The sequence below is a fragment of the Pseudomonas oryzihabitans genome, from assembly GCF_007665395.1.
Lineage (GTDB): Bacteria > Pseudomonadota > Gammaproteobacteria > Pseudomonadales > Pseudomonadaceae > Chryseomonas > Chryseomonas psychrotolerans_C.
The window spans coordinates 263330-285984 of sequence record NZ_VDND01000005.1 but is presented as its reverse complement, the minus strand read 5'-3'; the positions used below and the strand labels follow the sequence as shown (position 1 = coordinate 285984).

General features: G+C 68.1%; 21 protein-coding genes and 1 pseudogene. 14 read left to right on the top strand and 8 right to left on the bottom strand.

Annotated features, from left to right (window positions below; genetic code table 11):
* Nucleotides 1–451: 451 nt before the first annotated feature.
* Nucleotides 452–2137: a cellulase family glycosylhydrolase gene (locus FSV73_RS13470; RefSeq protein ID WP_260856081.1), complete on the top strand. Its 1686-nt coding sequence runs from the start codon at nucleotides 452–454 to the stop codon at nucleotides 2135–2137.
* A 10-nt stretch (nucleotides 2138–2147) separates the two neighbouring features.
* Here FSV73_RS13470 and FSV73_RS13465 read toward each other — a convergent pair whose 3' ends face one another.
* From FSV73_RS13465 to FSV73_RS13450, 4 genes are all read right to left on the bottom strand, one after another.
* Nucleotides 2148–2606, bottom strand: coding sequence for an Lrp/AsnC family transcriptional regulator (locus FSV73_RS13465; RefSeq protein WP_145008360.1), 459 nt, complete (start codon nucleotides 2604–2606; stop codon nucleotides 2148–2150).
* A gap of 60 nt (nucleotides 2607–2666) precedes the next feature.
* Nucleotides 2667–3998, bottom strand: a complete 1332-nt coding sequence (gene hglS / locus FSV73_RS13460) for a 2-oxoadipate dioxygenase/decarboxylase HglS (protein WP_145008359.1) — start codon at nucleotides 3996–3998, stop codon at nucleotides 2667–2669.
* Between the two features lie 107 nt (nucleotides 3999–4105).
* Nucleotides 4106–4354, bottom strand: a complete 249-nt coding sequence (locus tag FSV73_RS13455; protein WP_145008358.1) for a hypothetical protein — start codon at nucleotides 4352–4354, stop codon at nucleotides 4106–4108.
* Nucleotides 4355–4425: 71 nt separating this feature from the next.
* Entirely contained in the window at nucleotides 4426–4629 is a 204-nt protein-coding gene (locus FSV73_RS13450; protein WP_145008357.1) for a hypothetical protein, read from the bottom strand.
* A gap of 197 nt (nucleotides 4630–4826) precedes the next feature.
* Between FSV73_RS13450 and FSV73_RS13445 the strand changes: the two genes are divergently transcribed.
* From FSV73_RS13445 to FSV73_RS13395, 12 genes and pseudogenes are all read left to right on the top strand, one after another.
* Entirely contained in the window at nucleotides 4827–6641 is a 1815-nt protein-coding gene (locus FSV73_RS13445) for a sensor histidine kinase (RefSeq protein ID WP_145008356.1), read from the top strand.
* A 32-nt stretch (nucleotides 6642–6673) separates the two neighbouring features.
* Nucleotides 6674–8110 carry a sigma-54-dependent transcriptional regulator gene (locus tag FSV73_RS13440; RefSeq protein WP_145008355.1) on the top strand — a complete coding sequence of 479 codons (1437 nt, stop codon included), beginning with the start codon at nucleotides 6674–6676 and terminating at the stop codon, nucleotides 8108–8110.
* 384 nt (nucleotides 8111–8494) lie between these two features.
* Nucleotides 8495–9580: pseudogene (locus FSV73_RS26150) on the top strand (cache domain-containing protein); the annotation flags it as partial.
* A 117-nt stretch (nucleotides 9581–9697) separates the two neighbouring features.
* Complete coding sequence (locus tag FSV73_RS26145) at nucleotides 9698–10435, top strand: methyl-accepting chemotaxis protein (RefSeq protein ID WP_437179286.1); 738 nt, start codon at nucleotides 9698–9700, stop codon at nucleotides 10433–10435.
* A gap of 221 nt (nucleotides 10436–10656) precedes the next feature.
* Entirely contained in the window at nucleotides 10657–11667 is a 1011-nt protein-coding gene (locus tag FSV73_RS13430; RefSeq protein ID WP_186309234.1) for an SIS domain-containing protein, read from the top strand.
* A 199-nt stretch (nucleotides 11668–11866) separates the two neighbouring features.
* A complete protein-coding gene (locus tag FSV73_RS13425; protein ID WP_145008352.1) occupies nucleotides 11867–12493 on the top strand; it encodes a helix-turn-helix transcriptional regulator in 627 nt (208 codons plus the stop codon).
* Nucleotides 12490–12873: a curli production assembly/transport protein CsgE gene (gene csgE / locus FSV73_RS13420; protein ID WP_145008351.1), complete on the top strand. Its 384-nt coding sequence runs from the start codon at nucleotides 12490–12492 to the stop codon at nucleotides 12871–12873. Before FSV73_RS13425 ends, csgE begins: the two co-directional genes overlap by 4 nt.
* On the top strand, nucleotides 12870–13277 hold the full coding sequence (locus FSV73_RS13415) for a curli assembly protein CsgF (protein WP_145008350.1): 408 nt from the start codon (nucleotides 12870–12872) through the stop codon (nucleotides 13275–13277). The genes csgE and FSV73_RS13415 overlap by 4 nt, the downstream gene beginning before the upstream one ends.
* A gap of 15 nt (nucleotides 13278–13292) precedes the next feature.
* Nucleotides 13293–14132: a CsgG/HfaB family protein gene (locus FSV73_RS13410; RefSeq protein WP_017641598.1), complete on the top strand. Its 840-nt coding sequence runs from the start codon at nucleotides 13293–13295 to the stop codon at nucleotides 14130–14132.
* Between the two features lie 107 nt (nucleotides 14133–14239).
* Nucleotides 14240–14686, top strand: a complete 447-nt coding sequence (locus tag FSV73_RS13405; RefSeq protein ID WP_145008349.1) for a curli fiber surface-exposed nucleator CsgB — start codon at nucleotides 14240–14242, stop codon at nucleotides 14684–14686.
* Nucleotides 14687–14709: 23 nt separating this feature from the next.
* Nucleotides 14710–15630: a hypothetical protein gene (locus FSV73_RS13400; RefSeq protein ID WP_260856073.1), complete on the top strand. Its 921-nt coding sequence runs from the start codon at nucleotides 14710–14712 to the stop codon at nucleotides 15628–15630.
* Entirely contained in the window at nucleotides 15627–15959 is a 333-nt protein-coding gene (locus tag FSV73_RS13395; RefSeq protein ID WP_145008347.1) for a hypothetical protein, read from the top strand. Before FSV73_RS13400 ends, FSV73_RS13395 begins: the two co-directional genes overlap by 4 nt.
* Nucleotides 15960–15991: 32 nt before the next feature.
* Here FSV73_RS13395 and FSV73_RS13390 read toward each other — a convergent pair whose 3' ends face one another.
* A complete protein-coding gene (locus FSV73_RS13390) occupies nucleotides 15992–16945 on the bottom strand; it encodes a homoserine kinase (protein WP_145008346.1) in 954 nt (317 codons plus the stop codon).
* Nucleotides 16946–17007: 62 nt separating this feature from the next.
* Complete coding sequence (locus tag FSV73_RS13385; protein ID WP_145008345.1) at nucleotides 17008–17298, bottom strand: DUF2782 domain-containing protein; 291 nt, start codon at nucleotides 17296–17298, stop codon at nucleotides 17008–17010.
* 111 nt (nucleotides 17299–17409) lie between these two features.
* On the opposite strand from FSV73_RS13385, the gene polA reads away from it, so the two are divergent.
* Entirely contained in the window at nucleotides 17410–20157 is a 2748-nt protein-coding gene (gene polA / locus FSV73_RS13380) for a DNA polymerase I (RefSeq protein WP_145008344.1), read from the top strand.
* A 398-nt stretch (nucleotides 20158–20555) separates the two neighbouring features.
* On the opposite strand, the gene etfB is transcribed toward polA, so the two are convergent.
* Nucleotides 20556–21356 carry an electron transfer flavoprotein subunit beta gene (etfB, locus tag FSV73_RS13375; RefSeq protein ID WP_145008343.1) on the bottom strand — a complete coding sequence of 267 codons (801 nt, stop codon included), beginning with the start codon at nucleotides 21354–21356 and terminating at the stop codon, nucleotides 20556–20558.
* Complete coding sequence (gene etfA, locus FSV73_RS13370) at nucleotides 21346–22581, bottom strand: electron transfer flavoprotein subunit alpha (protein ID WP_145008342.1); 1236 nt, start codon at nucleotides 22579–22581, stop codon at nucleotides 21346–21348. Before etfA ends, etfB begins: the two co-directional genes overlap by 11 nt.
* Nucleotides 22582–22655 lie beyond the last annotated feature (74 nt).

Genomic DNA, 22655 nt, shown 5'->3' with positions numbered 1-22655 from the left:
GGCCTAAGTCCTTCGGCAGCGGTTCCGATCGGCACGTTGCTTCACCGGCACAGCCTGAAAATCCTCGATTGGGCTCTGGCAAGGCGGATCTGCGGCCAAGCCGGGCGCTACGATATCAATTAACACCGTCTGGAATCCAAATTTGGATCTCGCAATGGGTACGACGACGCTTTGACCGGCTTACTGATCGAGCGCCCCGCCGGCCAGGAAACCCCTTCTCGTCGCCTAGCGCTTGGGGAAAGCGCGGTCTGCGACCCCAGCCGTCACCCCTGGCTGCCGTCACCCCAGGCGCCATTCATCGGTCGCGACTCAAGAAAGCTCGCCGACGCCAGATACGTCTTTAGTTCCTCTTCTGGCGCGTTCAACCAATAGCGGTTGCACGAAGGCAATGCACCTCAAATCGATGCAGTGGTTCGACATGGTCAATAGCTGGCGTTCTCACCGGGGGGTCATGAAGCTCGCCCTTTTGCTTGGCATCACCGCAGGCTCCTGCTCCGGCACGGCATGGGCGCAAACGGTCAGCCTTGTCGGCCTCAATCTGTCCGGGGCCGGATTCGCCTCGCAGGTACTGCCTGGGATCAACGGCACGAATTACATTTTCCCAAGCGAAGCCTACTTCAGCCAGTGGAGCGCTCGCGGTGTGAAGCTGATTCGTTTCCCAATCATCTGGGAGCGCTTGCAGCCGACCCTGGGAGGCGCTCTGGATCCGACGTACGCAGCCCTCATCGATCGCACCTTCGGTTACGCCGACAAGTACGGCATGAAGATCATCCTCGATCTTCATAACTACATGCGCTACCGCGGGGTGGTGATAGGAACGGGCAACGTTGCCTATGCTCAATACCAAGACGTCCTGACACGTATCGCTCAGCGCTGGAGCTCGCATACGTCTCTGTATGCCTACGACATCATGAACGAACCCCACGACGCCGTGGCTCAGTGGTCTGTAGCCGCCCAGTACGGCATCAACGGCGTTCGCTCAGTCGATTCGACCCGGCCGATCATGATCGAAGGCAATGGTTGGGCCGAAGCGACCCGTTGGCCACAATGGAACGACGCCCTGCTTGCCTTGAAGGATCCGGCCAACAATCTGATCTTCCAGGCGCATACCTACTTCGATGGCGAGGGAGGCGGTGGTAACTACGCGGTGACCAGTGCCAGTGCCTATCCGGACGACTACGGTGTCCAGCGGGTGAAGCCTTTCGTCGATTGGCTAAAGAAGAACGGCAAACGCGGCATGATCGGTGAATTCGGGGTCCCGGACAGCGATCCTCGTTGGAATGTGATCATGGGCCGGATGCTGGCCTACCTGAAACAGAATTGCATACCAGCGACCTATTGGGCGGCCGGCCCAGGCTGGGCCAATTACAATCTTTCCGTCGAACCTATCAATGGCGTGGATCGCCCTCAATGGGCCACGCTGAAGGCCTATCTGGATGATTCGAGCTGCACGCAGATCGGTCCCCTATCAAGCACGAATGAAACTGCCACGGCGGTCGACAGCTCCAGCTACACCAGCACCGTCGCAAGCGTTTATCGTGATTATTTAGGACGAGAAGCCGACCAGGCCGGCCTGACTTTCTGGTCTACCCAAATGGCCAGTGGCAGCATGACTCTGGCTGGTGTCATCAATGCCATCGTGGCCAGTGCTGAGTACCAGAATCGCGTGGCCGTGGAGCGACTTTACCAAAGCTATCTGGGGCGGAGCGCGGATAGCGCAGGCCTCAGCTATTGGGCAGGTCAACTGAACAGTGGCGCTATGACGGTCAATTCCATCGCTGCAGCGTTGATTGGCAGTACCGAGTATCAAGGGAATCTGCAAAATACGGTCAATCAGCTTTACGTCTCCTACCTGGGACGCAATGCCGACCCGTCGGGCCTGAGCACCTGGGCGAAGCAGATTTCTGACGGAGTGATGACCATTGCCGCGGTGAAAGCCGCCATCGCCGGTAGTTCGGAAGGCCAGGCTTACGCTCAATCAATGATTCAGCAGCTTTATCGGAACTACCTGAGCCGAGAGGCCGACGCGGGTGGACTGACTAACTGGATGTCCCAGGTGACCAGCGGTGCCATGACGCTGGACGATGTCGCCACCGCCATCAAAGGCAGCGCCGAATACCGCAGCCGGCAATCCTGACAAGGAGTTGCTAGGCTGCCCCTGCCCCACCCCGCCGATCGATCTTCCGATTCAGGATGATCGACGTCTGCGTCTGCTTCACCCCCTCCAGATTGCCGATGCGGTCGAGCAGTTCGTCGAGCTTTTCGTGGGTGGTGCAGCGCAGGAAGGCCAGGTAGTCGAATTGGCCGCTGACGGAGGAGACTTCCTCCACCTCGATCATCTTTTCCAGGGCACGGATGACGCCGGCAGTGCTGCGTGGCAGGACGCTGATGGCGCAGTAGGCGCGCACGGCGGCTTGTTCCAGTTCGGAGCCCAGGCGCAGGCCGTAGCCCTGGATGATGCCTTCGCGCTCCAGGCGTGCCAGGCGGGTGACCACGGTGGTGCGCGCCAGGCCCAGCTGGCGGGCCAGGGTGGCGTTGGAGGTGCGGGCGTTCTGTTGCAGCAGGTGGATGAGCTGCCAGTCGGTCGGATCGAGTTTGGTGAACATCGTGGCTGCCTGCCAGGGGCGGGCGTCGGGGCCTGGGCCGCCGACGCGGGAGCCATCATTCTAGGCGGGGCGGCCCAGGGCAGCCAGGGCGACGTCCAAGGACTCGCGCTGCTGGCGCTCATACAGCGCCATCTCGTCGAGCACCGGCGCGCCGAGTGCAGCTTCGAAGGCAGCGCGATTGCCGCCGCTTTGGTATTCCTGCTGGCTGCCGGCACCCAGGTTGGACTGGAAGATGCCGGCGGCGCTGACGGGCAGGAAGTCTTCGTAGGTGATGGGATCGGCGATCAGCTGGCCGACGGCGATCAGGGCGTCGGGATCGGCGGTATCCACGCCTGAGCGGACGTCCGCTGCGACACGATAGCGGAACCAGGCCAGGCCCTGGCGGCGCAGTTCGTCCCAGTCATCCGGCAGGGCCTGGAATACCTCGGCCAGTACGGTCGCATAGTCGCTACCCGCAACCTTGCTGCGCTGGCGGACTTCCTGCAGCAGTTCGTCGTAGCGCTGGCGGCCGGCCGGGGTGAGGGCCACGCCGCGTTGTTCGATCTCGCCGAAGCGCGCCGTGTGCGAGCCCTGGACCTCGCCCTGGAACAGGATGGGCTCTTCCAGCGCCTTGAAGCTGGTCTGGCGCAGCAGGATGGGGCACTGGCGACGGGGCGGGCCTTCGATGGTCTCCTTGGGCGCGATGCCGCGGGCGGGCATCTTGGCCTGGACGGCGTCGATGTCGAGGGTGCGCGGGGTCAGGTGGTTGATGTGCGGGCCCTTGAAGCAGACCACGTCGGCGATCAGCCGGTGGGCATCGTGCAGGCGCTGGTAGAGGCCTGCGTCGACATTGGCTTCGCGGTGCCAGCGGAAGGTTTCCAGAGCTTCCTGGACGAAGGCATCGGCCTCGGCATCGCAGAGGCCACCCTGGGCTTCGGCGCGCTCGATCAGCTCCAGCGCGCCGGGGGTGAAGATACGGCGGGCGGCGAGGACCTCTTCGGCCAGCTGGCGCAGCTCGGCGTCTTCGATCAGCTCCAGGCGCAGCAGCGAGGTGAAGACGCGGAAGGGATTGACCTGCAGGGCCTCAGGCGCCACGGGGCGGAAGGCGGTGGAATGCACGGGTACGCCCGCCACGCTCAGATCGTAGTAGCCGACCGGCTGCATGCCCATGACGGCGAACAGGCGGCGCAGGGTGGCCAGCTCCTCGGCCGTGCCGACGCGGATGGCACCGTGCCGTTCCAGGTCCAGGCGTTCCGCGGAGTCCTGGGCGAAGCCTGGTTGGCCGGCATTCACCGCGGCGACCAGCTCCAGCAGGGTGCCGTACTGGGGGACCTCCTGGCGGTACATCGCCGACATCGCCTGGGAGAAACGGGTGCGGATGGCGTCCGGGGAAAGCAGCGACGGGGCGGTCATGGGAGCGGCTCCTGGCTCAGGCTAGAAGCCGATTTCGACACGGCCGCCCGCGCGGCTCAAGCGATCTTTGCTCATTGGATCATTCCCCGGGGGAATAGGCGGGTGCCCTAGTGATCCTTGTGCTGGGTCTTGGGCTTCTTCACGTGGTCGCTGCCGGTATCGCTGCCGGAGCCGCCACTGGAGCCGTTGTCGGCCGCACCGACGCCGGTGCTGGGCGCCTTCTCCAGGCCATGGGTGCTGGTGGGATCGGGCCGCGCAGGGGTGGCCGGAGGGTTGGTCGGGCTGGTCTGGGCCAGGACCGCGCCGGACAGGCCGAGGCCCAGGAAGAGAGCGGGAAGCAGCAGGGTCTTGCGCATGGGACGATTCCTCGACAGCGGATTCACCCCTGTTTAGGCACCTCCCGCCCGGGGAGGTGCCGCGCCGCAGATCAGCTGCCGCTGGTGGCGGCCTTGTGGACCTTCTTGTGGGCCACCTTCTTGTGGTGGGTGGTGGCCTGCTTGCCGGTCTTGGCGGCGGGCGCGCTGGTGCTGGCCCCGGGCGTCGCGGCAGGATCGGCGGGTGCCGTCTGGGCGAAGGCGGCCGAGGTGGCCAGGAGGCCGGCGAGGGTCAGGCAGAGGGTGGTGCTTTTCATGGAAGTCACTCCGTCATTGGCTGATTGCGGATTCAGTTAGCCGCCTTTCGCCGCAGAAAACCGTGTGCTCTTCCACAGGCGAGGCCATTGGTAACAAGATATTTCGGCCGACTGCCAAGGCGTTAACAGTCTGCCGCCCCCTTCGCCTAGCGCCGGCCTTGGGCATAATGCAGCGAGTCCCTCTACCGTAGCCGCGCATGTCCAAGAGCCCGCACCTTCCCAAGCGCCCCCGCTGGAGCAGCCTGCTGCTGCTGGCGCTGGGCCTGACACTGCTGCTGATCCCGCTGCGTTATGCCGCCCAGCACTATTACGAGGCGCAACTGGCCGAGCAGAACGGCCAGACCCTGGACCTTTACGTGGCCAACCTGCTGGGCACCCTGAGGCGCTACGAGGTGCTGCCGGACCTGCTGGGTGATCTGCCGGTACTGCGCAACGCCCTGGAACGCCAGGGGGACCGCAGCGCCCAGGACGCCGCCAGCCAGATGCTGGAGGACATCCGCCAGCGCACCGGGGCGGACGTCATCTACCTGATGCAGGACGATGGCACCTGCCTGGCCAGCTCCAACTATCGCCAGCCGGACACCTTCGTCGGTCGCGACTTCTCCTTCCGCCCCTACTACAAGGCGGCCATGCAGGGGCAACCGGGGCGCTTCTTCGGCCTCGGCACCACCTCGAGCAAGCGCGGCTACTATTTCGCCGCTGCCGTGCGCGACGGCGGGCGCGCCACCGGCGTGGTGGTGGTCAAGGTGGACCTGGACAGCGCGGAAAAGCTCTGGGGCAACGCGCCCGAGCAACTCCTGGTCACCGACGACCTGGGCGTGGTCATCCTCACCTCGCACGACGCCTGGCGCTTTCGCGCCACCCATCCGCTGGACGAACGCCAGCGCGAGCAGGTCAATGCCAACCGCCCCTATCCCACCACCAATCCCGCGCCCCTGACCCTTGTGCCCAACGACTGGCTGACCCAGACCCGGGCGCTGGACGAGGTGGGCTGGACGGCGCAGATCCTGGCGCCGCGGGAAATGGCCGAGCGCCAGGTACGCAGCGCTCTCTACGTCGGGGCGGCGACCCTGCTGGCGCTGCTCCTGCTGCTGGTGGTGATGACGCTGAGACGTCGCCACTTCATCGAGCGCCTGGCGCTGGACGCCCGGGCCAAGCGCGACCTGGAGCTGAACGTGGAGGAACGTACCCGCGACCTGCAGACGCTCAACGCCCGCCTGCAGCAGGAGGTCCACGACCGCGAGCAGGCCCAGCGCGAACTCATGCGCGCCCAGGACGAGGCCGTGCAGGCCGGCAAGCTGTCGGCCCTGGGCACCATGTCGGCCAGCATCAGCCACGAACTCAACCAGCCGCTGGCGGCCATCCGCAGCTACACGGAAAACGCCGTCGTGCTGCTCGACCACGATCGCCTGGACGACGCCCGCGGCAACCTCAAGCTGATCGGCGAGCTGACCACGCGCATGGCCAACATCATCGCCCACCTCAAGGCCTATGCCCGCGGGGCCCGCCGGGCGCCGGAGAGCGTGGTGCTGCAGGGTGCCCTGGAAGACGCCCTGGCGCTGGTCGCCGCCCGCCGGCGGGCGATGCAGGTGGAGCTGATCCGCGACCTGCCCGATGCGCCGCTGTGGGTGCAGGCCGGGGAAACCCGCCTGCGGCAGATCATCAGCAACCTGCTGAGCAACGCCCTCGATGCCCTGGCGGAAAAGACCAGTACCCGCCGCCTGTGGCTGACCACCCGCCTCGACGAACGCGGCGTGACGCTGATCCTGAGGGATAACGGCCCTGGCTTCTCCAGCGAGGCCCTGGCGCGCGCCCACGAACCCTTCTTCACCACCAAGGCCACCGCCCAGGGGCTCGGCCTGGGCCTGGCGATCTGCGATAACCTGTTGCGCACCCTGGGCGGCCACCTGCACCTGTCCAACCATGCCGACGGTGGCGCCGAGGTACGCCTCTATCTGCTGCACGGCAAGCCAGGGGTCGCCTCGGTGCCCCAGGAAGAAGTCCGCGGATGACCGCGCCGCCCCTCCACTCTTAGGTCTTTGTCATGAGCGCCCTGCCCCCCTTCGATCCCGCCAGCCAGATCCTGCTGATCGACGACGACGCCCACCTGCGCCTGGCGCTGAGCCAGACCCTCGACCTGGCCGGCTTCAAGGTCACCGCCTTGGCCGATGCCCGCGAGCTGGAGCTGGCCAGGGTGCGCGACTGGCCCGGGGTGGTGGTCAGCGATATCCGCATGCCCGGTATCGATGGCCTGGAGTTGCTGGCCCAGCTGCACCAGCGTGATCCCGAATTGCCGGTGGTGCTGATCACCGGCCACGGCGATGTGCCCCTGGCGGTGCAGGCCATGCGCGCCGGGGCCTACGACTTCCTGGAAAAGCCCTTCGCCAACGATGCCCTGATCGACAGCGTGCGCCGCGCCCTGGGTGCCCGCCACCTGGTGCTGGAGAACCGCAGCCTGCGCCTGGCCCTGGCCGAGCGGCAGGAATTGCAGACCCGGCTGATCGGCCAGACCCCGGGCATGGCCCGGCTGCGCGACCAGATCGGCGCCCTGGCCGCGACCCAGGCCGATGTGCTGATCCATGGCGAAACCGGTGCCGGCAAGGAGGTGGTGGCCCGTGCGCTGCACGACCTGTCGAATCGCCGTGACGGCCCCTTCGTCGCCATCAACGCCGGCGCCCTCGCCGAGTCCGTGGTGGAGAGCGAACTCTTCGGCCACGAACAGGGCGCTTTCACCGGCGCCCAGAAGAGACGCATTGGCAAGTTCGAATACGCCAGTGGCGGTACCCTGTTCCTCGACGAGATCGAGAGCATGAGCCTGGACGTCCAGGTCAAGCTGCTGCGCCTGCTGCAGGAACGCAAGGTCGAGCGGCTGGGCTCCAACCAGCAGATCCCGCTGGACATCCGGGTGGTCGCCGCGACCAAGGAAGACCTGCGCCAGGCCGCCGACCAGGGCCGCTTCCGCGCCGACCTCTACTATCGGCTGAACGTCGCTACCCTGCGCATTCCCGCCCTGCGCGAGCGCAGCGAAGACATCCTGCCGCTGTTCGGTCATTTCGCCCGGGCCGCCGCCGAACGTCATGGCACGCCCGTGCGTGACCCCGATGCCGAGCAGCGCGCCGCGCTGATCGCCCACCGCTGGCCCGGCAACGTGCGCGAGTTGCAGAACGCCGCCGAGCGCTTCGCCCTGGGCCTGGACCTGGCCCTGGACAACAGCGCCTACGCCCCCCTAGCGCCCCTGGGGGCGCCACCGGTGGCCCCTGCAGCGGCCCTACCTGCGCCGCCGCCGGCTGGGCAAGCCGCCGGCCTCGGCGAACAGGTCGAGGCCTTCGAGCGCGACCTCATCCAGCGCGAACTGGCCAAGCCCCACGCCTCCCTGCGTAGCCTCGCCGAAGCCCTGGGCCTGCCGCGCAAGACGCTCTCCGACAAGCTGCGCAAGCACGACCTGCAATTCACCGGCGGCGCGGCGGACGAGGGGGACTAGTGGCAGGCATTGCGCCCTGGATGCCTCCGGTGCGACTGCCCTGGAGCGCCGCGCGGCCCGGGTAGACCCCCTCCGTGCGGGACCCGTCCGACCGCCCGGGCCGAATCTTGGGAGCAGACTCCACCTGCGCTCTGCTGGCCCAGGCGCCCGTTGGGTTGCGCCTGAAACAGCACGCCTGATGTCATCTGGCCACAATATCGGTCACCGGCGGACAGTGTTGCACTGACTTGGGGCCGCTCGGATGGCGACGCGCTGGCCGCCACCGACGGCAGGGGATCTAGCCCCGGGCGCGGGCCTGGGCAGCAGACGCTGGCACGACTTTTGTTCCAGGATGAAAAGTTGTCCAAACGGTCATGTTTTTTCGTCTGATTCCCGGGGTTTGTCATGCAGCGCTGGCGCAAGAGTATCCAATTCCAACTGACGGCCAGCATGGGGGCGGCCCTGCTCATCAGCAGCCTGATCATCATCGCCCTCTATGCCTTCGCCCTGAACAGGCTCAGCGATCGCTACCTGGTCGAACAGGCCATGCCGGCCAGCGTCGAGGCCATTCGCAACGACCTGGAGCGCTTGCTCGCCGCTCCGCTGAACGCCGCCACGGCCATCGCCAGCAACACGCTGGTCAGCGACTGGCTCGCCACTGGGGAAGCGGCCAGCCAGCAAGCGGCCTTCATCCGCTACCTGGCCGACATCAAGACCCGGCAGCAGGCGCTTTCCACCTTCATCGTCGCCAAGGACAGTGGCCACTACTTCACCGACCAGGGCCTCAATCGCACCCTCCTGAGCGGTGCGCCGGAGAATCGCTGGTTCTACGACTTCCTCGACAGCGGCAAGGCGCAGACGCTGGATATCGATGTCGACCAGAGCACCAAGGTCCCGACCCTGTTCATCAACCAGCGCATCGAGCGAGACGGGAAAGCCCTGGGCGTCGCCGGACTCGGTTTCAGCCTGAGCACGCTGTCCGAGCTGATCCGCGAATTTCGCTTCGGCAGCCAGGGGCGGGTCTATCTCGTGAGTGCCGACGGCAGGATCAAGATCCATCCCGAGGCGAATAGGAACGACGTCGCGACCCTGGCCGAGCTGACCGGCGCGGCGCCGGCCCAGGCGCTGCTGAAGGCCGGTGCGGGCCAGGGGGAAACCCTGCAGTTCAGCCGCGACGGCGAAGACTATCTGGCGCTGAGCCGGCCGGTGGCCTCGCTCGGCTGGGTGCTGGTCGGCGAGATTCCCGCGGCCGAGGTGTACGGCCCGGCGCGCCAGACCCTGACGCTCATCGGGGCCATCAGCCTGGCGATCGTCCTGCTCTTCCTGCTGTTCATGGCCTGGATCGCCCGCGGCATCGTCCGGCCGATACGCCAGGTGACGGCGGCGCTGGTGGACATCGGCGGCGGCCAGGGCGATCTCAGCCGGCGCCTGGACGCGCAGCGCGAAAACGAGCTGGGTGACCTCGCCCGCGGCTTCAACCGCTTCATCGAGAGCCTGCGGCAGTTGATCGGCGATGCCCTGCAGACCAGCGAAGAGTTGCGGCGCAGCGTCCGGGGCGTGGCCCAGGTCGTCGACGGGACGGCGACCCGGGCGGTGCGCCAGCAGGAGATGACCGAGACGGTCGCCACCGCCGTGCACGAGATGGGCCTGACGGTCCAGGAAATCGCCCGGAATGCCGCCGAAGCCGCAGGGGTGTCGCACGCTACCCAGCAGGAGGCGAGCTCGGCCAGGACGGTGGTGGGGCAGTCGATCGCCACCATCGAGGGCATGTCGCATGACATAGGCCTCTCCGCGGCGGTGGTGGAACAGCTGGCCGAGCAGATCACCACGATCGAGCGGATCGCCACCACCATTCGCGGCATTTCCGACCAGACCAACCTGCTCGCCCTCAATGCGGCGATCGAAGCCGCGCGCGCCGGTGAAAGCGGGCGCGGCTTCGCCGTGGTCGCCGATGAGGTGCGGACCCTGGCGGGACGCACCCAGGGCGCGACGGGCGAGATCCAGGCCATCATGGGCCAGTTGCGCACGGGCGCCGCCCAGGCGGTCGCCTCGATACGGGCTGGCCAGGCGGCCACCCGCACTGGCGTGAGGTCCAGCCAGCAGACCGGCGAGTCGCTGAACCGGATCGCCGACCAGGTCGCGGCGCTCGCGGACCGCAATCAACAGGTGGCCACCGCCACCGAGGAGCAGAGCTCGGTGACCGAAGACATCAATGTCACCGTCCAGGGCATCGCCGACCTGGCCCAGTCCACCGTCCGCGACGTCCAGACGTGCCATCAGGACTGCCAGGCGCTGAACCACTACGCCGAACACCTCGCCACCCAGATGGCGCGCTTCAAGCTCTAGCGCGCCGGATCCCGGCGGCGCCGGCCCGGAGCGCTGCCGGAGAAAGGGCGTGAGCGGAGGATGTTGTCGACGGCCTCGCCACGGCGAAGAGCCTGAACGTCCGTCGCGCGCCGCGAGGGCGTCCGCGACCGGACGGCTCCGCGGCGCTGGTCGGCGACCGGGCGGAATGGCAGAGTGGGCAGCATCAGGCCTAGCTGCAGGAGACCCTCTTGACCTCGCTCATGCTCGAAGAAGCCGCCGCCAGCGGTGCGGCGGTCGCTCGTCAACTGGCGACCATCGACCAGGCCCTGGCGGCGCTGGCCGACGATCTCCGGGCCGACCCGCCGCAACTGGCGCTGACCGTGGCCCGTGGCAGCTCGGACCATGCGGCCAGCTACTTCGCCTACCTGGCCATGGCCCATCTCGGCCTGCCAGTGCTGTCCCTGCCGCCCTCGCTGGTCACCCTGCGCCAGGCACCGCTGCGCGTCGAAGGCCAGCTCGCGCTGGGCTTTTCCCAGTCGGGTCGCAGTCCGGACCTGATCGAGACGCTCACCGCCCTGGATCGCTATGGCGCCCGCACCGCGGCCCTGGTCAACGAGATCGACTCACCGCTGGCCCTCGCCTGTCGCCACGCCATCGGCGTCCAGGCCGGGCCCGAACGGAGCGTCGCCGCCACCAAGAGCTTCATCGCCACCCTGGCCGCCGCGGCCCGGCTGATCGCCCACTGGCAGCAGGACGAGGCGCTGCTCGCGGCCGGTGCGGCCCTGCCCGCGGCCCTGGATGGCGCCGCCGAGCTGAGCTGGGCACCGGCCCTGCCGGTGCTGCGCGACGCCGAGCGCTGCATGGTGGTCGGCCGCGGACCCGGCTTCGCCATCGCCCAGGAGGCGGCGCTCAAGCTCAAGGAAACCTCGGCGCTGCAGGGCGAGGCCTTCAGTGGCGCGGAATTGCAGCATGGCCCGCTGGCCCTGGTGGAGCGTGGCTATCCGCTGCTGATCTTCGCTCTGCGCGGCCCCGAGCAGGCCGGCCTGCTGCAGCTGGCCCAGGACCTGCGCGGGCGGGGTGCGCGGGTGCTGCTGGCGGCGCCGGACGAGATCGCCGAACGCGACCTGCCCCTGGCCGTCGCCGGTCATCCCGACCTGGACGGGCTCCTGGCGATCCAGAGTTTCTACCGCATGGCCGCGCTGCTGGCCGAGGCCCGTGGCCAGGACCCGGACCAGCCGCGCCATCTGCGCAAGGTCACCCTGACCCGCTGAACGCGACCGGCGCCCTCCCCGGGCGCCGCGGCTCCATCCTTGGAGCTAAGCCCTTGGAGCTAGCAGCGAAACGCCAAGCTGGTGGCAATCTGCCAAGCGGTCCACAGAGCCGTCAAGTCGTTGGAAATCGGTCAATTTTTTCTTGTCGCCCTGCGCGATTTGTCTCAGCGTTCGCGCAACGGATGATGAGGCAGCACATATGGACATGCGCATGGAACCGGCGGGCAAGGTCCGCCTGACGACGGGAAACGTCCTCCTGGCGGAATTGCTCAAACCCTTCCTGGAAGAACGCCACGGTATCGAATTGGCCTGCGGCCAGGCGCTGGATGAGGCCGGCGAGGCCAGCCTGGTGCTGGTCGACCTCGGCAGCGTGCCGGAGGCACCCCTCGAGCGCTGGCTGGAAAGCCTGACGCCGACGGTGACGGTGGCCTTTCTCAACGCCACCCATGACCAGGCCCTGCCCTGGATCGAACGCTTTCCCGCCATCCAGGGCGTGTTCGCGCCCCAGGCCAGCCGCGAGCAGCTGCTCCAGGGGCTGGGCGCCCTGCTGGCCGGCGAGGACTGGCTGCCCCGCGCCATCCTGGCGCACCTACTGCGCCGCTCGCGGGAGCGCACCAGCAGCGCGGCCGATGGCCTGACCCGCCGCGAGCGGGAGATCCTGCGCCTGGTCGGCCGTGGCCTGTCGAATGCGGCCATCGGCGAGGCGCTCTGCCTGAGCACCCATACCGTCAAGAGCCACATGCACAACCTGCTGCGCAAGACCGGCGCCGCCAACCGGGCCGAGGCGGCGCTGCGCTTCCACGCCGGCCAGGACCTGCCGGGATGAAGGCGGCCTGGCTGCTGTTCGGCCTGTTGCTGGCCGGACCGCTGCGGGCCGACGGCGACCTCATCCAGGGGCTGCTGGTGGACAACACCATCTCGCGCTTCGGCCACGACTTCTATCGCCATTTCGCCGACCGCCTCACCGACACCACCGACCTAGACTTCAACCTGGTGGTCCGCGAAAGGCCCTCGGCGCGCTGGGGCAGCCTGGTCTGGGTCGAGTACGAGCAGCGGCTGCTCTACCGGCAATTCATTCCGCCGAACAACAGCGAACTCAAGAATGCGGCCTATGCCGCCGCGGACCAGGTCCACGAGGGCATCACCCGGCGCCGCCTGGAAAACCTGCTGCAGGACACTTTCGACATGGATAGGGACGAGTTATGACCGCGCACGCCTGGCAGGCCCTGCCACTGCTCTGGATCCTGGGAATCGCCTCGGCCACCGCGACCGAGCTGGTCTACACCCCGGTGAACCCGTCCTTCGGTGGCAATCCGCTCAACGGCAGCTACCTGCTGAACAACGCCACCGCCCAGGATCGCCACAAGGATCCGGACCTGCGCAGCAGTGCCAGCAGCCAGTCACCACTGGAGCGCTTCACCAGCCAGCTGGAATCGCGGTTGCTGTCCCAGGTGCTGACCGACATCAAGGACGGCAACTCGGGCACGCTCTCCACCGACCAGTTCATCGTCAATATCGTCGACGATTCCGGCAACCTCACGGTACAGATCACCGACCGCGGCACCGGGGAGATTTCGGAAATCTCCGTCAACGGCTTCAACCAACCCTGAGCACGGATGCCTGCCATGAACGCCTTTTCCCTGGCGGCGGCCCTGACCGCCGCCCTCGTCCTGACCGGCTGCGTGCGCGATCCCATGCCGGCCGAACAGAACGCCGCGCCGACCCTGACGCCGCGCGCCTCCACCTACTACGACCTGCTGGCGCTGCCGCCGCCCAAGGGGCCGCTGGTGGCGGCCGTCTACGGCTTTCGCGACCAGACCGGGCAATACAAGCCCAATCCGGCCAGCTCCTTCTCCACCGCCGTCACCCAGGGGGCCGGCAGCATGCTGGTGGACGCCCTGCAGGCCAGCGGCTGGTTCGTGGTGCTCGAACGCGAGGGCCTGCAGAACCTGCTGACCGAGCGCAAGATCATCCGCGCCACCCAGAACAAGCCGGACCTGCCGGAAAACCTGCAGCAGGCGCTGCCGTCGCTGCAGGCGGCCAACCTGCTACTGGAAGGCGGCGTGGTGGCCTACGACACCAACGTGCGCAGCGGCGGCGAAGGGGCGCGCTACCTGGGCATCGGCCTGTCCGAGGAATACCGGGTGGACCAGGTGACGGTGAACCTGCGCGCCATCGACACCCGCAGCGGCCGGGTGCTGGCCAATGTCATGACCTCCAAGACCATCTATTCCATCGGCCGTCAGGCCGGCGTCTTCAAGTTCATCGAATTCAAGAAGCTGCTCGAAGCCGAGTCCGGCTACACCACCAACGAACCGGCGCAGCTGTGCGTGCTCTCGGCCATCGAGGCGGCGGTCGCCCATCTGGTCGCCCAGGGCGTGGAGCGGCGCCTGTGGCTGGTGGCCGACGGCCGCGATCCGCGCGATCCGGCGCTGACCAAGTACCTGGAGCCGACCCGGCGCTAGGGCTTAAGCCTGGCGTCGAGCGGGTTTCGCTCCCTGGAGCGATAGCGATGGGCCAGGCGGCTCCGGACAATGCTTCGCGGAGAATCCACGCAATGACGGTGACAGCCATGCGCAGCCCCTTCCACGGCCTCGCCGTGATCCTCGCCCTGGCGCTCGGCCTGGGGGCCAGCGCGTCGGCCGCCGACCTCATGGAAACCGGTGACCTGGGGCAGCTGCCGGCCGCCCAGCGCGACGCCGCCATCCGCCAGTTCGGCGTGGGCAACCAGGCGCTCATCGACCAGCGTGGCACCGCGCTGCGCGCTCGGGTCGTCCAGAGCGGTGCCGCCCAGGAAGCCAGCCTGCTGCAGGACGGCAGCGACCTGAGCGCGGTCATCCTCCAGGGTGGCTATGGCAACGTCGCGCGCATCGAGCAGGTCGGCAACGGCAACCAGGCCGACATCCTGCAACTCGGCGTCCAGGGCAACGCCCGCATCGAGCAGCATGGCTCGGGCCTGTCCAGCCGCATCGTCCAGTACGGAAGCAACCAGAACACGGTGGTACGCCAGTACCGCTGATGGCACTCATGGAGATCAGACAGATGTTTCTACTCAGGCCCCTGGCCGCCCTGACGCTGGCCCTCGTGGCCGCCAACGCCCTCGCCCAGAACAGCACCGCCACCGTCCAGCAGGACGGCAACAGCGGCACGATCACCCTGGACCAGAGCGGCCCCGGTAACAGCGCCGCCCTCTATCAGCTGCAAGGCGAGAGCAACCAGATCAGCGTGGTCCAGACCGGCGCCAGCAGCGCCACCATCACCCAGGGCGGCGACGTCTACGGCTACGCCCAGGGCAACGTGGCGAGTCTGCGCCAGGAAGGCGGCAGCAGCGTCCATACCCTGACCCAGGACGGCTTCGGCAACCAGGCCACCCTCACTTCCGTGGGCAGCAACAGCGGCACCCTGGTCCAGTCGGCCTCCAGCGCCCAGCTGACCCTGGAGCAGAACGGCGACAACAACCAGGTACGCGTCGATCAGAGCGGCGATGCCGTGACGGCCACTCTCGCCCAGTCCGGCACCGACAACCGCATCGACCTGACCCAGCAGGGCTACTCGGTCGACACCGTGGAACTGACCCAGCGTGGCCAGGCCAATGCCGCCACGGTGCTCTCCTCCGGCAAGTTCAACGAACTGACCTTCACCCAGGACGGCAATCGCAACACCCTGAACGTCGACCAGGCCGGCCGCGGCAACCGCTTCAGCGGCAGCTCCACCGGCGACGACAACCTGGCCAGCGTCACCGTCCAGGGCGACAGCAACCAGACCAGCATCGTCCAGACCGGCAACGGGAACGAGGCGCGACTCGACGTCACCAGCGCCATCAGCACGGCCAGCGTCAGCCAGGTCGGCGACAGCAACCGCGCGAGCATCCTGCAGACCTCGGCCAACTTCAACGGCTTCAACGACAGCGCGCAAATCACGCAGAGCGGCTTCGGCAACAGCGCCACCATCAACCAGCGGTGACGCGCGCCGCCTGGCTGCTCGCGGCCCTCCTGCCCCTGGCGGGAGGTGCCGCGGCCAGCGCCAGCCTCGACGTGACGGCGCTGCCGACAGGGGCTCGGGTACAGCTGTGCTTCGCCGGCGAAGACGCGCCCCTGCGCTACGAACTCAGCATCGAATTGCGCGGGCCCGGGGGCATCGCCCGCACCCGCCAGGCCGGCGAGGCCAGGGGTGAAGGCTGCCCGGTCACCACGCGCCTGGGCGCGGCGCCAGGCAGCCTGATCAAGGCGACGCTGAGTTGGCAGCGGCAAGGCCAGGCGCGACCCGCCATCGAGCGACGGTTACAGCTGTAGCTCGGCGGCGAGGTTCCACGTGGAACCACGGATCACAGGGTCAGCGGCAATTCCAGCACGGCCTGCTGACGCGCCGCCAGGCGCTGCTGGAATTCGGCCGGATCGTGGATCAGCACATCCTGCCCGGCGAAGGCCTGGGCGGCGATCAGTCGTGACAGCCAGAAGCGTACGCAGGCGACGCGCAGCAGCACGGGCCACAGCTCGGCTTCGCGCGGCGTGAAGTGGCGGTCGGCGGCATAGGCCGCCAGCAGTGCCCGGGCCCGCGGCAGGTCCAGGGCACCGGCCTCGGTGGAGCACCAGTCGTTCACCGTGATGGCGAGGTCATAGAGCATCCAGCCCGAGCTGGCGTTGTAGAAGTCGATGACGCCCGACAGCCGCGGGCCGTCGAACATCACGTTGTCGCGGAACAGATCGCCGTGCAGGTTGGCCTCGGGCAGCGGCGGCTGCTCGGCCAGCAGGCTGCGAATCTCCGCCAGGGTGCGTTCCAGCAACGGCCGGGCGGTCGCGTCCAGGGTCGGCGCCAGGCGCTCGCCCTCGGCCAGCATCCAGGCCAGGCCGCGATCGCTGGCGCGCTCGATGCGTTTTTCCGCCGCGGTAGCCCGATGCAGATGGCCCAGCAGGTGGCCGACTTCGCCGCAGTGATGGGGATTGGGCGTGCGCTCGTGGCGCCCGGCCAGGCGCGGCTGCAACAGCGCCGGCTTGCCGGCCAGCTGGCGCAGGGCCTGGCCATCCTGGGTGCGCACCGCATAGGGCACCGGCAGGTCGGCGTCGTGGAGGACGTCGAGCAGCTCGATGAAGAACGGCATCTCCGCCACCGGGCCGCGCTCCACCAGGGTCAGGACGAATTCGCCACCTTCCAGGCTGATGAAGTAGTTGGTGTTTTCCGACCCCTCGGCGATGCCCCGGAAATCCCGCAGCCGGCCCAGGCCATAGGGCGCCAGGAAGGCTTCGAGGGTAGGACGATCGAGGGGCGTGAAGACGGACATGACGGGGCCTGGCGGGAGAATGTGCGAGCGGCGCGCAGTTTACCGGTCCAGGCGCCTTGCGCCTACCAGCTGAACAGCCGCCAGCTGGGGACGTGCAGCGTCGGCTTGTCGTTGGCGGCGGTGCTGCTGCCGTCGGCGGGCACCAGCTCGTAGGGCGCGCCATGCTTGGGAATGACCCGGGTGGACTGCAGCACGCCGCGGATGCGCGTCTCCTCGATGGTCTGCTCGCCGGCCTGGTAGCGGATCACCTTGATCTCGTCAGGCAAGGGCTTTTCCCCGGGCGGCAGCGGTTCCGCGGCCTGCACCAGCGGGGCCAGCAGCAGAGCGGCGAGGAGGAAGCGACGAGCACCCATGGTAACCTTTGACCTTTTGAACGGAGCGAGTGGTCGATTCTAGAACCCGGCCTTGCCGTCGTCGAGACTGGCCGGACAGACGCCGCACACGCCACGACAAAGGTCCAGACCATGAGCCACGCCCCTCTCGTCCTGGTGGACGGTTCCTCCTACCTCTACCGCGCCTTCCACGCCCTGCCGCCGCTGATGACCTCCACCGGCAAGCCGACCGGCGCGGTGAAGGGCGTGCTGAACATGCTGCTCTCGCTGCGCCGCCAGTACCCGGACAGCCTCTTCGCCGTGGTCTTCGACGCCAAGGGCCCTACCTTCCGCGACGAACTCTTCGCCGACTACAAGGCCCAGCGCCCGGCCATGCCCGACGACCTGCGCGGCCAGGTCGAGCCGCTGCACGCCTGCATCCGCGCCCTGGGCCTGCCGCTGCTGGCGGTCGAAGGGGTGGAAGCCGACGACGTCATCGGCACCCTCGCCCGCCATTGCGCCAGCGCCGAGCGCCCGGTGGTGATCTCCACCGGCGACAAGGACATGGCCCAGCTGGTCTGCCCCTATGTCACCCTGGTCAACACCATGAGCGGCAGCGTGCTGGACGTGGAAGGGGTGAAGACCAAGTTCGGCGTGGGTCCGGAGTTGATCATCGACTACCTGGCGCTAATGGGCGACAAGATCGACAACATCCCCGGGGTCCCCGGGGTGGGCGAGAAGACCGCCGCCGGCCTGCTCAACGGCATCGGCGGTGGTCTGGATGTCCTCTATGCCAACCTGGAGGCGGTGGCCGCCCTGCCCCTGCGCGGCGCCAAGTCGCTGGCCGCCAAGCTGGACCAGCACCGTGAGCAGGCCTACCTCTCCTACCAGCTGGCCACCATCAAGCTGGACGTGCCGCTGGAGCTGACCTTCGAGGAGCTCACTGTCGGCGAGCCCCATGTGGAAGCCCTGATGGCGCTCTACCAGGAGCTGGAATTCAAGTCCTGGCTGGATGACCTGATCCGCGACACCAAGCGCCAGGGCGCGCCCCTGCCGCTGGCCGAGGATGCCGCCACCACCCAGGTGGAAACCCACTACGACACCGTGCTGGAGCAGGCCGATTTCGACGCCTGGCTGGCGCGGCTGCAGGCCGCCGACTGCTTCGCCTTCGACACCGAGACCACCAGCATCGACGCCCAGCGCGCCGAACTGGTGGGGCTGTCCTTCGCCGTGGCGCCGGGCCAGGCCGCCTACGTGCCCCTGGCCCACAGCTACATGGGCGCGCCGACCCAGCTGGCGCTGGAGCCGGTACTGGCGGCGCTCAAGCCGCTGCTGGAAGACCCGGCCAAGCTCAAGGTCATGCAGCACGGCAAGTACGACCTCAATGTGCTGGATCGCTATGACATCCGTATCCAGGGCATCGCCTTCGACACCATGCTCGAATCCTATGTGCTGGACGCCACCGCCACCCGCCATGACATGGACAGCCTGGCGCTCAAGTACCTCGGCCACAGCACCATCCGTTTTGAAGACATCGCCGGCAAGGGCGCCAAGCAGCTGACCTTCGACCAGATCGCCATCGAGCAGGCCGGGCCCTATGCCGCCGAGGATGCCGACGTCACCCTGCGCCTGCACCAGACCCTCTGGCCCCAGCTGGAGGCCGTGCCGGGCCTGGCGGCGGTGCTGCGCGACATCGAGATGCCGCTGGTGCCGGCGCTGGCGCGCATCGAGCGCAATGGCGCCCTGGTGGATTCGGCGCTGCTCGGGGTGCAGAGCCGCGAGCTGGGCGAGAAGATGATCGCCCTGGAAAAGGAGGCCTATGAACTGGCCGGCCAGGAATTCAACCTGGGTTCGCCCAAGCAGCTGGGCGAGATCCTCTTCGTCAAGCTAGGCCTGCCGGTGGTCAGCAAGACCGCCTCGGGCCAGCCCTCCACCGCCGAGGCGGTGCTGCAGGAACTGGCCGACCAGGACTTCCCGCTGCCCAAGGTGCTGATGCAGTACCGGCAGATGAGCAAGCTCAAGAGCACCTACACCGACAAGCTGCCGCAGCAGATCAATCCGCGCACCGGGCGCATCCACACCAGCTATCACCAGGCGGTGACGGCGACCGGCCGGCTGTCGTCCAGCGACCCGAACCTGCAGAACATCCCGATCCGTACCGCCGAGGGCCGACGCATCCGCCAGGCCTTCGTCGCGCCCAAGGGCTATCGCCTGCTGGCGGCGGACTATTCGCAGATCGAGCTGCGCATCATGGCCCACCTGGCCCAGGACGAAGGCCTGCTGCACGCCTTCCAGAACGACCTGGACGTGCACCGCGCCACCGCCGCCGAGGTGATGGGCGTGCCGCTGGAAGAGGTCAGCAACGAGGACCGCCGGCGCGCCAAGGCCATCAACTTCGGCCTGATCTATGGCATGAGCGCCTTCGGCCTGGCCAAGCAGATCGGCGTCGGCCGCGCCGAGGCCCAGGCCTATATCGACCGTTACTTCCAGCGCTATCCCGGCGTGCTGGCCTACATGGAGCGCACCCGCGCCCAGGTGGTGGACCAGGGCTACGTGGAGACCCTCTACGGGCGCCGGCTGTATCTGCCGGACATCCACTCCAAGAACCAGGGCCTGAGACGCGCCGCCGAGCGCGCGGCGATCAACGCGCCCATGCAGGGCACCGCCGCGGACATCATCAAGCGCGCCATGATCGCCGTGGACGCCTGGCTGCAGGCGACCCCGGAGCTGGACGCTCGGGTGATCCTGCAGGTGCACGACGAACTGGTGCTGGAGGTGCGCGAGGACCAGGTGGACCGCCTGCGCGAAGGCCTGCTGCCGCTGATGAGCGGCGCCGGCCAGCTGGACGTGCCGCTGCTGGTGGAGTCGGGGGTGGGTGGCAATTGGGACGAGGCGCACTGATAGGCGTCGGAGGTTGGGATCGTTGGGCTTCGCAGGCTCAGCCCAACCTACGGGGTCCTGCACGTCGTGGTAGCTCCGTAGCGTGGAAAGCGGCGCAGCCTTCCACCTGAGGCTTGGGTACCGGGGCTTCCCTCACCCTAGCCCTCTCCCCGAGGGAGAGGGATGGTTTGGAGCGTGGCGTCGGCTCCGTAGCGTGGAAAACGGCGCAGCCTCTTCCACCTGAGGCTTGGGTACCGGGGCTTCCCTCACCCTAGTCCTATCCCGCAGGGAGAGGGAATGGTTTGGAGCGTGGCTTCAATATCGTAGCGTGGAAAACGGCGTAGCCTTTTCCACCCGAAGCTTGAGTTCCGAGCCTCCCTCACCCCAGCACTCTCCCCGAGGGAGAGGGGGTTACAGCTTCAACGCACCACGCCTTCCTCGCGCAGCACCTTGAGGATGGCGGCGGCCGCGGCTTCGGGAGCCAGATCCTTGAGGACCTGGCCGCCATCGCCGGAGGCCTTGGCCGTGGCGGCCTTGAAGCGGTCGGCGGCGGTCTTGGCCTTGATCACCTTGAGGCGCTTGGGACGGGCCTTGGCCGGTTGCAATTCGCCGTCCTCGAACAGGCTGTCCTGCACCACCTCGGTGGTCTCCACCTGCAGCTCGCCACGGCGCGCGGGGCCGAAGGCGCTTTGCCGGGGTGCCGGGGCGGCGCTGTCGACGCTGGCGACGAAGGGCAGGCGCACCCGCAGCCGGCGGCGTTGGCCGCGCGGCAGGGCTTGCAGTACGGTCGCCTGGCCGCCTTCCACGGCTTCCACCGCGGCGAGCCCGACCACCAGGGGCCAGCCCAGGGTTTCCGCGAGGAGATAGGGCAACAAGCCCGAGCCCTCGCCCGTTTCTGCCTGGCTGCCGGTCAGTACCAGGCCCGCGCCGACCTCGCGCAGGGTGTCACCGAGGGCCGGCAGGGCATCGGCGCCCGCCGGCTGCTCCAGCACGTGCAGGGCCGGCACGCCCATGCCCAGGTAGCCGCGCAGGGCTTCCTCGGCGGGATCGCCGGCGTGCAGTACGCGCAGCTTGTCGCCCACCAGGCGCAGGCCGAGTTCCACGGCACGGGCATCCTGCTCTGCGCGCCGTGCGCGACCAGAGGTGGGGTGGGCGCCGACCGAGACCAAGGCGACGACCTTGACGCCGTCCAGCGACGGCAGCTTCTGCTCAGGCGACATCCTGCAACTCCCCTGCCCGCTGTTGTTCGACCAGCCGCGCCAGGGCGGCCAGGATGGCGTCACCGTTGCCGATCACCGACAGGTCGGCGCGCTTGACCATGTCGCAGCCCGGATTGGTGTTGATGGCGATGACCTTGTCGCAGCTGGCGATGCCCTGCAGGTGCTGCACGGCGCCGGAGATGCCCACGGCCAGATAGACCCGGGCGGTGACCCAGGTCCCGGTGGCACCGACCTGGCGGTTGCGCGGCATATGGCCGTCGTCCACCGCTACCCGCGAGGCGCCCTCGGTGGCACCCAGGATGGCGGCGGTGCTGTGGAACAGATTCCAGTCGCTGATGCCGTTGCCGCCGGAGAGGATGAACTCCGCCTCGCCCAGGGGGATCTGCATGGGATCGACCGCCACTGGGCCGAGGTCCTCGATGCGGGGCAGATGGCGGGCGATGCCGCCGCTCAGCTGGACCGGCAGGACTTCGTGCCGGGTCTCGCCGACCGGCTCCGCGCATTCCGGCAGGGCCAGCACCAGGCGCGGCAGCGGCTGCTGCAGATCCTGGCGACCGGCACCGGCGCGGCCGATGGCCAGGCCGTCCTTGACCTGCCAGACGCGGGTGGCGGGACGTTCGTGCAGGGCCGCGCCCAGGCGTCGACCCAATTCGCCCCCGCCGCTGCGGCTGTCCGGCAGCAGCCAGTGACGCGGCTGCAGTTCGTTGTTCACCGCGCGCAGGGCGAGGACCCGCTGCTCGGGCGCATAGCCCTGGAATTGCTCGCCTTCCAGATGCAGCAGGCGATCCACGCCGGCGGTATCGAAGGCGCTTTCCTTGACCTCGCCGAAGACCACCGCCAGCACGGCGCCCTCGGCACCGGCCAGTTGCCGGGCCAGGCCCAGCAGGTCACGGTCGTGGGCGGTCAGGCGACCGCTGACCAGGTCCGGGACCACGGCGATGTAGAAGGCCGGTTCGACGATCCGGTGCAGCGGCAGTTGTTCTTCCACCGCCTGGGCCGCGCCACGGCGGCCACCGCCCTGCTGGGCGCCACTGCGGTCGATCCGCTTGACGCCCTGGGGGCCAAGGAAGCCGGCGGCCGCGGCATGGGGATTCTTGCGGACCAGGCCATTGGGGCCCATCCAGCGGACTTCGGCATCGGCGCTGCTGGCGATGCTCGCGTGCAAGGGATGCAGACGGTTGCGCGCGATCCACTCGCGGCGCGGATCGCGACGGATGATGCTCATGCTGGGCGCTCCGTTTGGAAATGGCAGGTGAGGTGCGCGGTGGGCCCCTCACCCCAGCCCTCTCCCCGGAGGGG

Coding starts and splice junctions, on each gene's coding strand:
- FSV73_RS13470 (WP_260856081.1), top strand. CDS start 452: ATGAAGCTCGCCCTTTTGCTTGGCATCACCGCAGGCTCCTGCTCCGGC.
- FSV73_RS13465 (WP_145008360.1), bottom strand. CDS start 2,606: ATGTTCACCAAACTCGATCCGACCGACTGGCAGCTCATCCACCTGCTG.
- hglS (WP_145008359.1), bottom strand. CDS start 3,998: ATGACCGCCCCGTCGCTGCTTTCCCCGGACGCCATCCGCACCCGTTTC.
- FSV73_RS13455 (WP_145008358.1), bottom strand. CDS start 4,354: ATGCGCAAGACCCTGCTGCTTCCCGCTCTCTTCCTGGGCCTCGGCCTG.
- FSV73_RS13450 (WP_145008357.1), bottom strand. CDS start 4,629: ATGAAAAGCACCACCCTCTGCCTGACCCTCGCCGGCCTCCTGGCCACC.
- FSV73_RS13445 (WP_145008356.1), top strand. CDS start 4,827: ATGTCCAAGAGCCCGCACCTTCCCAAGCGCCCCCGCTGGAGCAGCCTG.
- FSV73_RS13440 (WP_145008355.1), top strand. CDS start 6,674: ATGAGCGCCCTGCCCCCCTTCGATCCCGCCAGCCAGATCCTGCTGATC.
- FSV73_RS26145 (WP_437179286.1), top strand. CDS start 9,698: ATGACCGAGACGGTCGCCACCGCCGTGCACGAGATGGGCCTGACGGTC.
- FSV73_RS13430 (WP_186309234.1), top strand. CDS start 10,657: ATGCTCGAAGAAGCCGCCGCCAGCGGTGCGGCGGTCGCTCGTCAACTG.
- FSV73_RS13425 (WP_145008352.1), top strand. CDS start 11,867: ATGGACATGCGCATGGAACCGGCGGGCAAGGTCCGCCTGACGACGGGA.
- csgE (WP_145008351.1), top strand. CDS start 12,490: ATGAAGGCGGCCTGGCTGCTGTTCGGCCTGTTGCTGGCCGGACCGCTG.
- FSV73_RS13415 (WP_145008350.1), top strand. CDS start 12,870: ATGACCGCGCACGCCTGGCAGGCCCTGCCACTGCTCTGGATCCTGGGA.
- FSV73_RS13410 (WP_017641598.1), top strand. CDS start 13,293: ATGAACGCCTTTTCCCTGGCGGCGGCCCTGACCGCCGCCCTCGTCCTG.
- FSV73_RS13405 (WP_145008349.1), top strand. CDS start 14,240: ATGCGCAGCCCCTTCCACGGCCTCGCCGTGATCCTCGCCCTGGCGCTC.
- FSV73_RS13400 (WP_260856073.1), top strand. CDS start 14,710: ATGTTTCTACTCAGGCCCCTGGCCGCCCTGACGCTGGCCCTCGTGGCC.
- FSV73_RS13390 (WP_145008346.1), bottom strand. CDS start 16,945: ATGTCCGTCTTCACGCCCCTCGATCGTCCTACCCTCGAAGCCTTCCTG.
- FSV73_RS13385 (WP_145008345.1), bottom strand. CDS start 17,298: ATGGGTGCTCGTCGCTTCCTCCTCGCCGCTCTGCTGCTGGCCCCGCTG.
- polA (WP_145008344.1), top strand. CDS start 17,410: ATGAGCCACGCCCCTCTCGTCCTGGTGGACGGTTCCTCCTACCTCTAC.
- etfB (WP_145008343.1), bottom strand. CDS start 21,356: ATGTCGCCTGAGCAGAAGCTGCCGTCGCTGGACGGCGTCAAGGTCGTC.
- etfA (WP_145008342.1), bottom strand. CDS start 22,581: ATGAGCATCATCCGTCGCGATCCGCGCCGCGAGTGGATCGCGCGCAAC.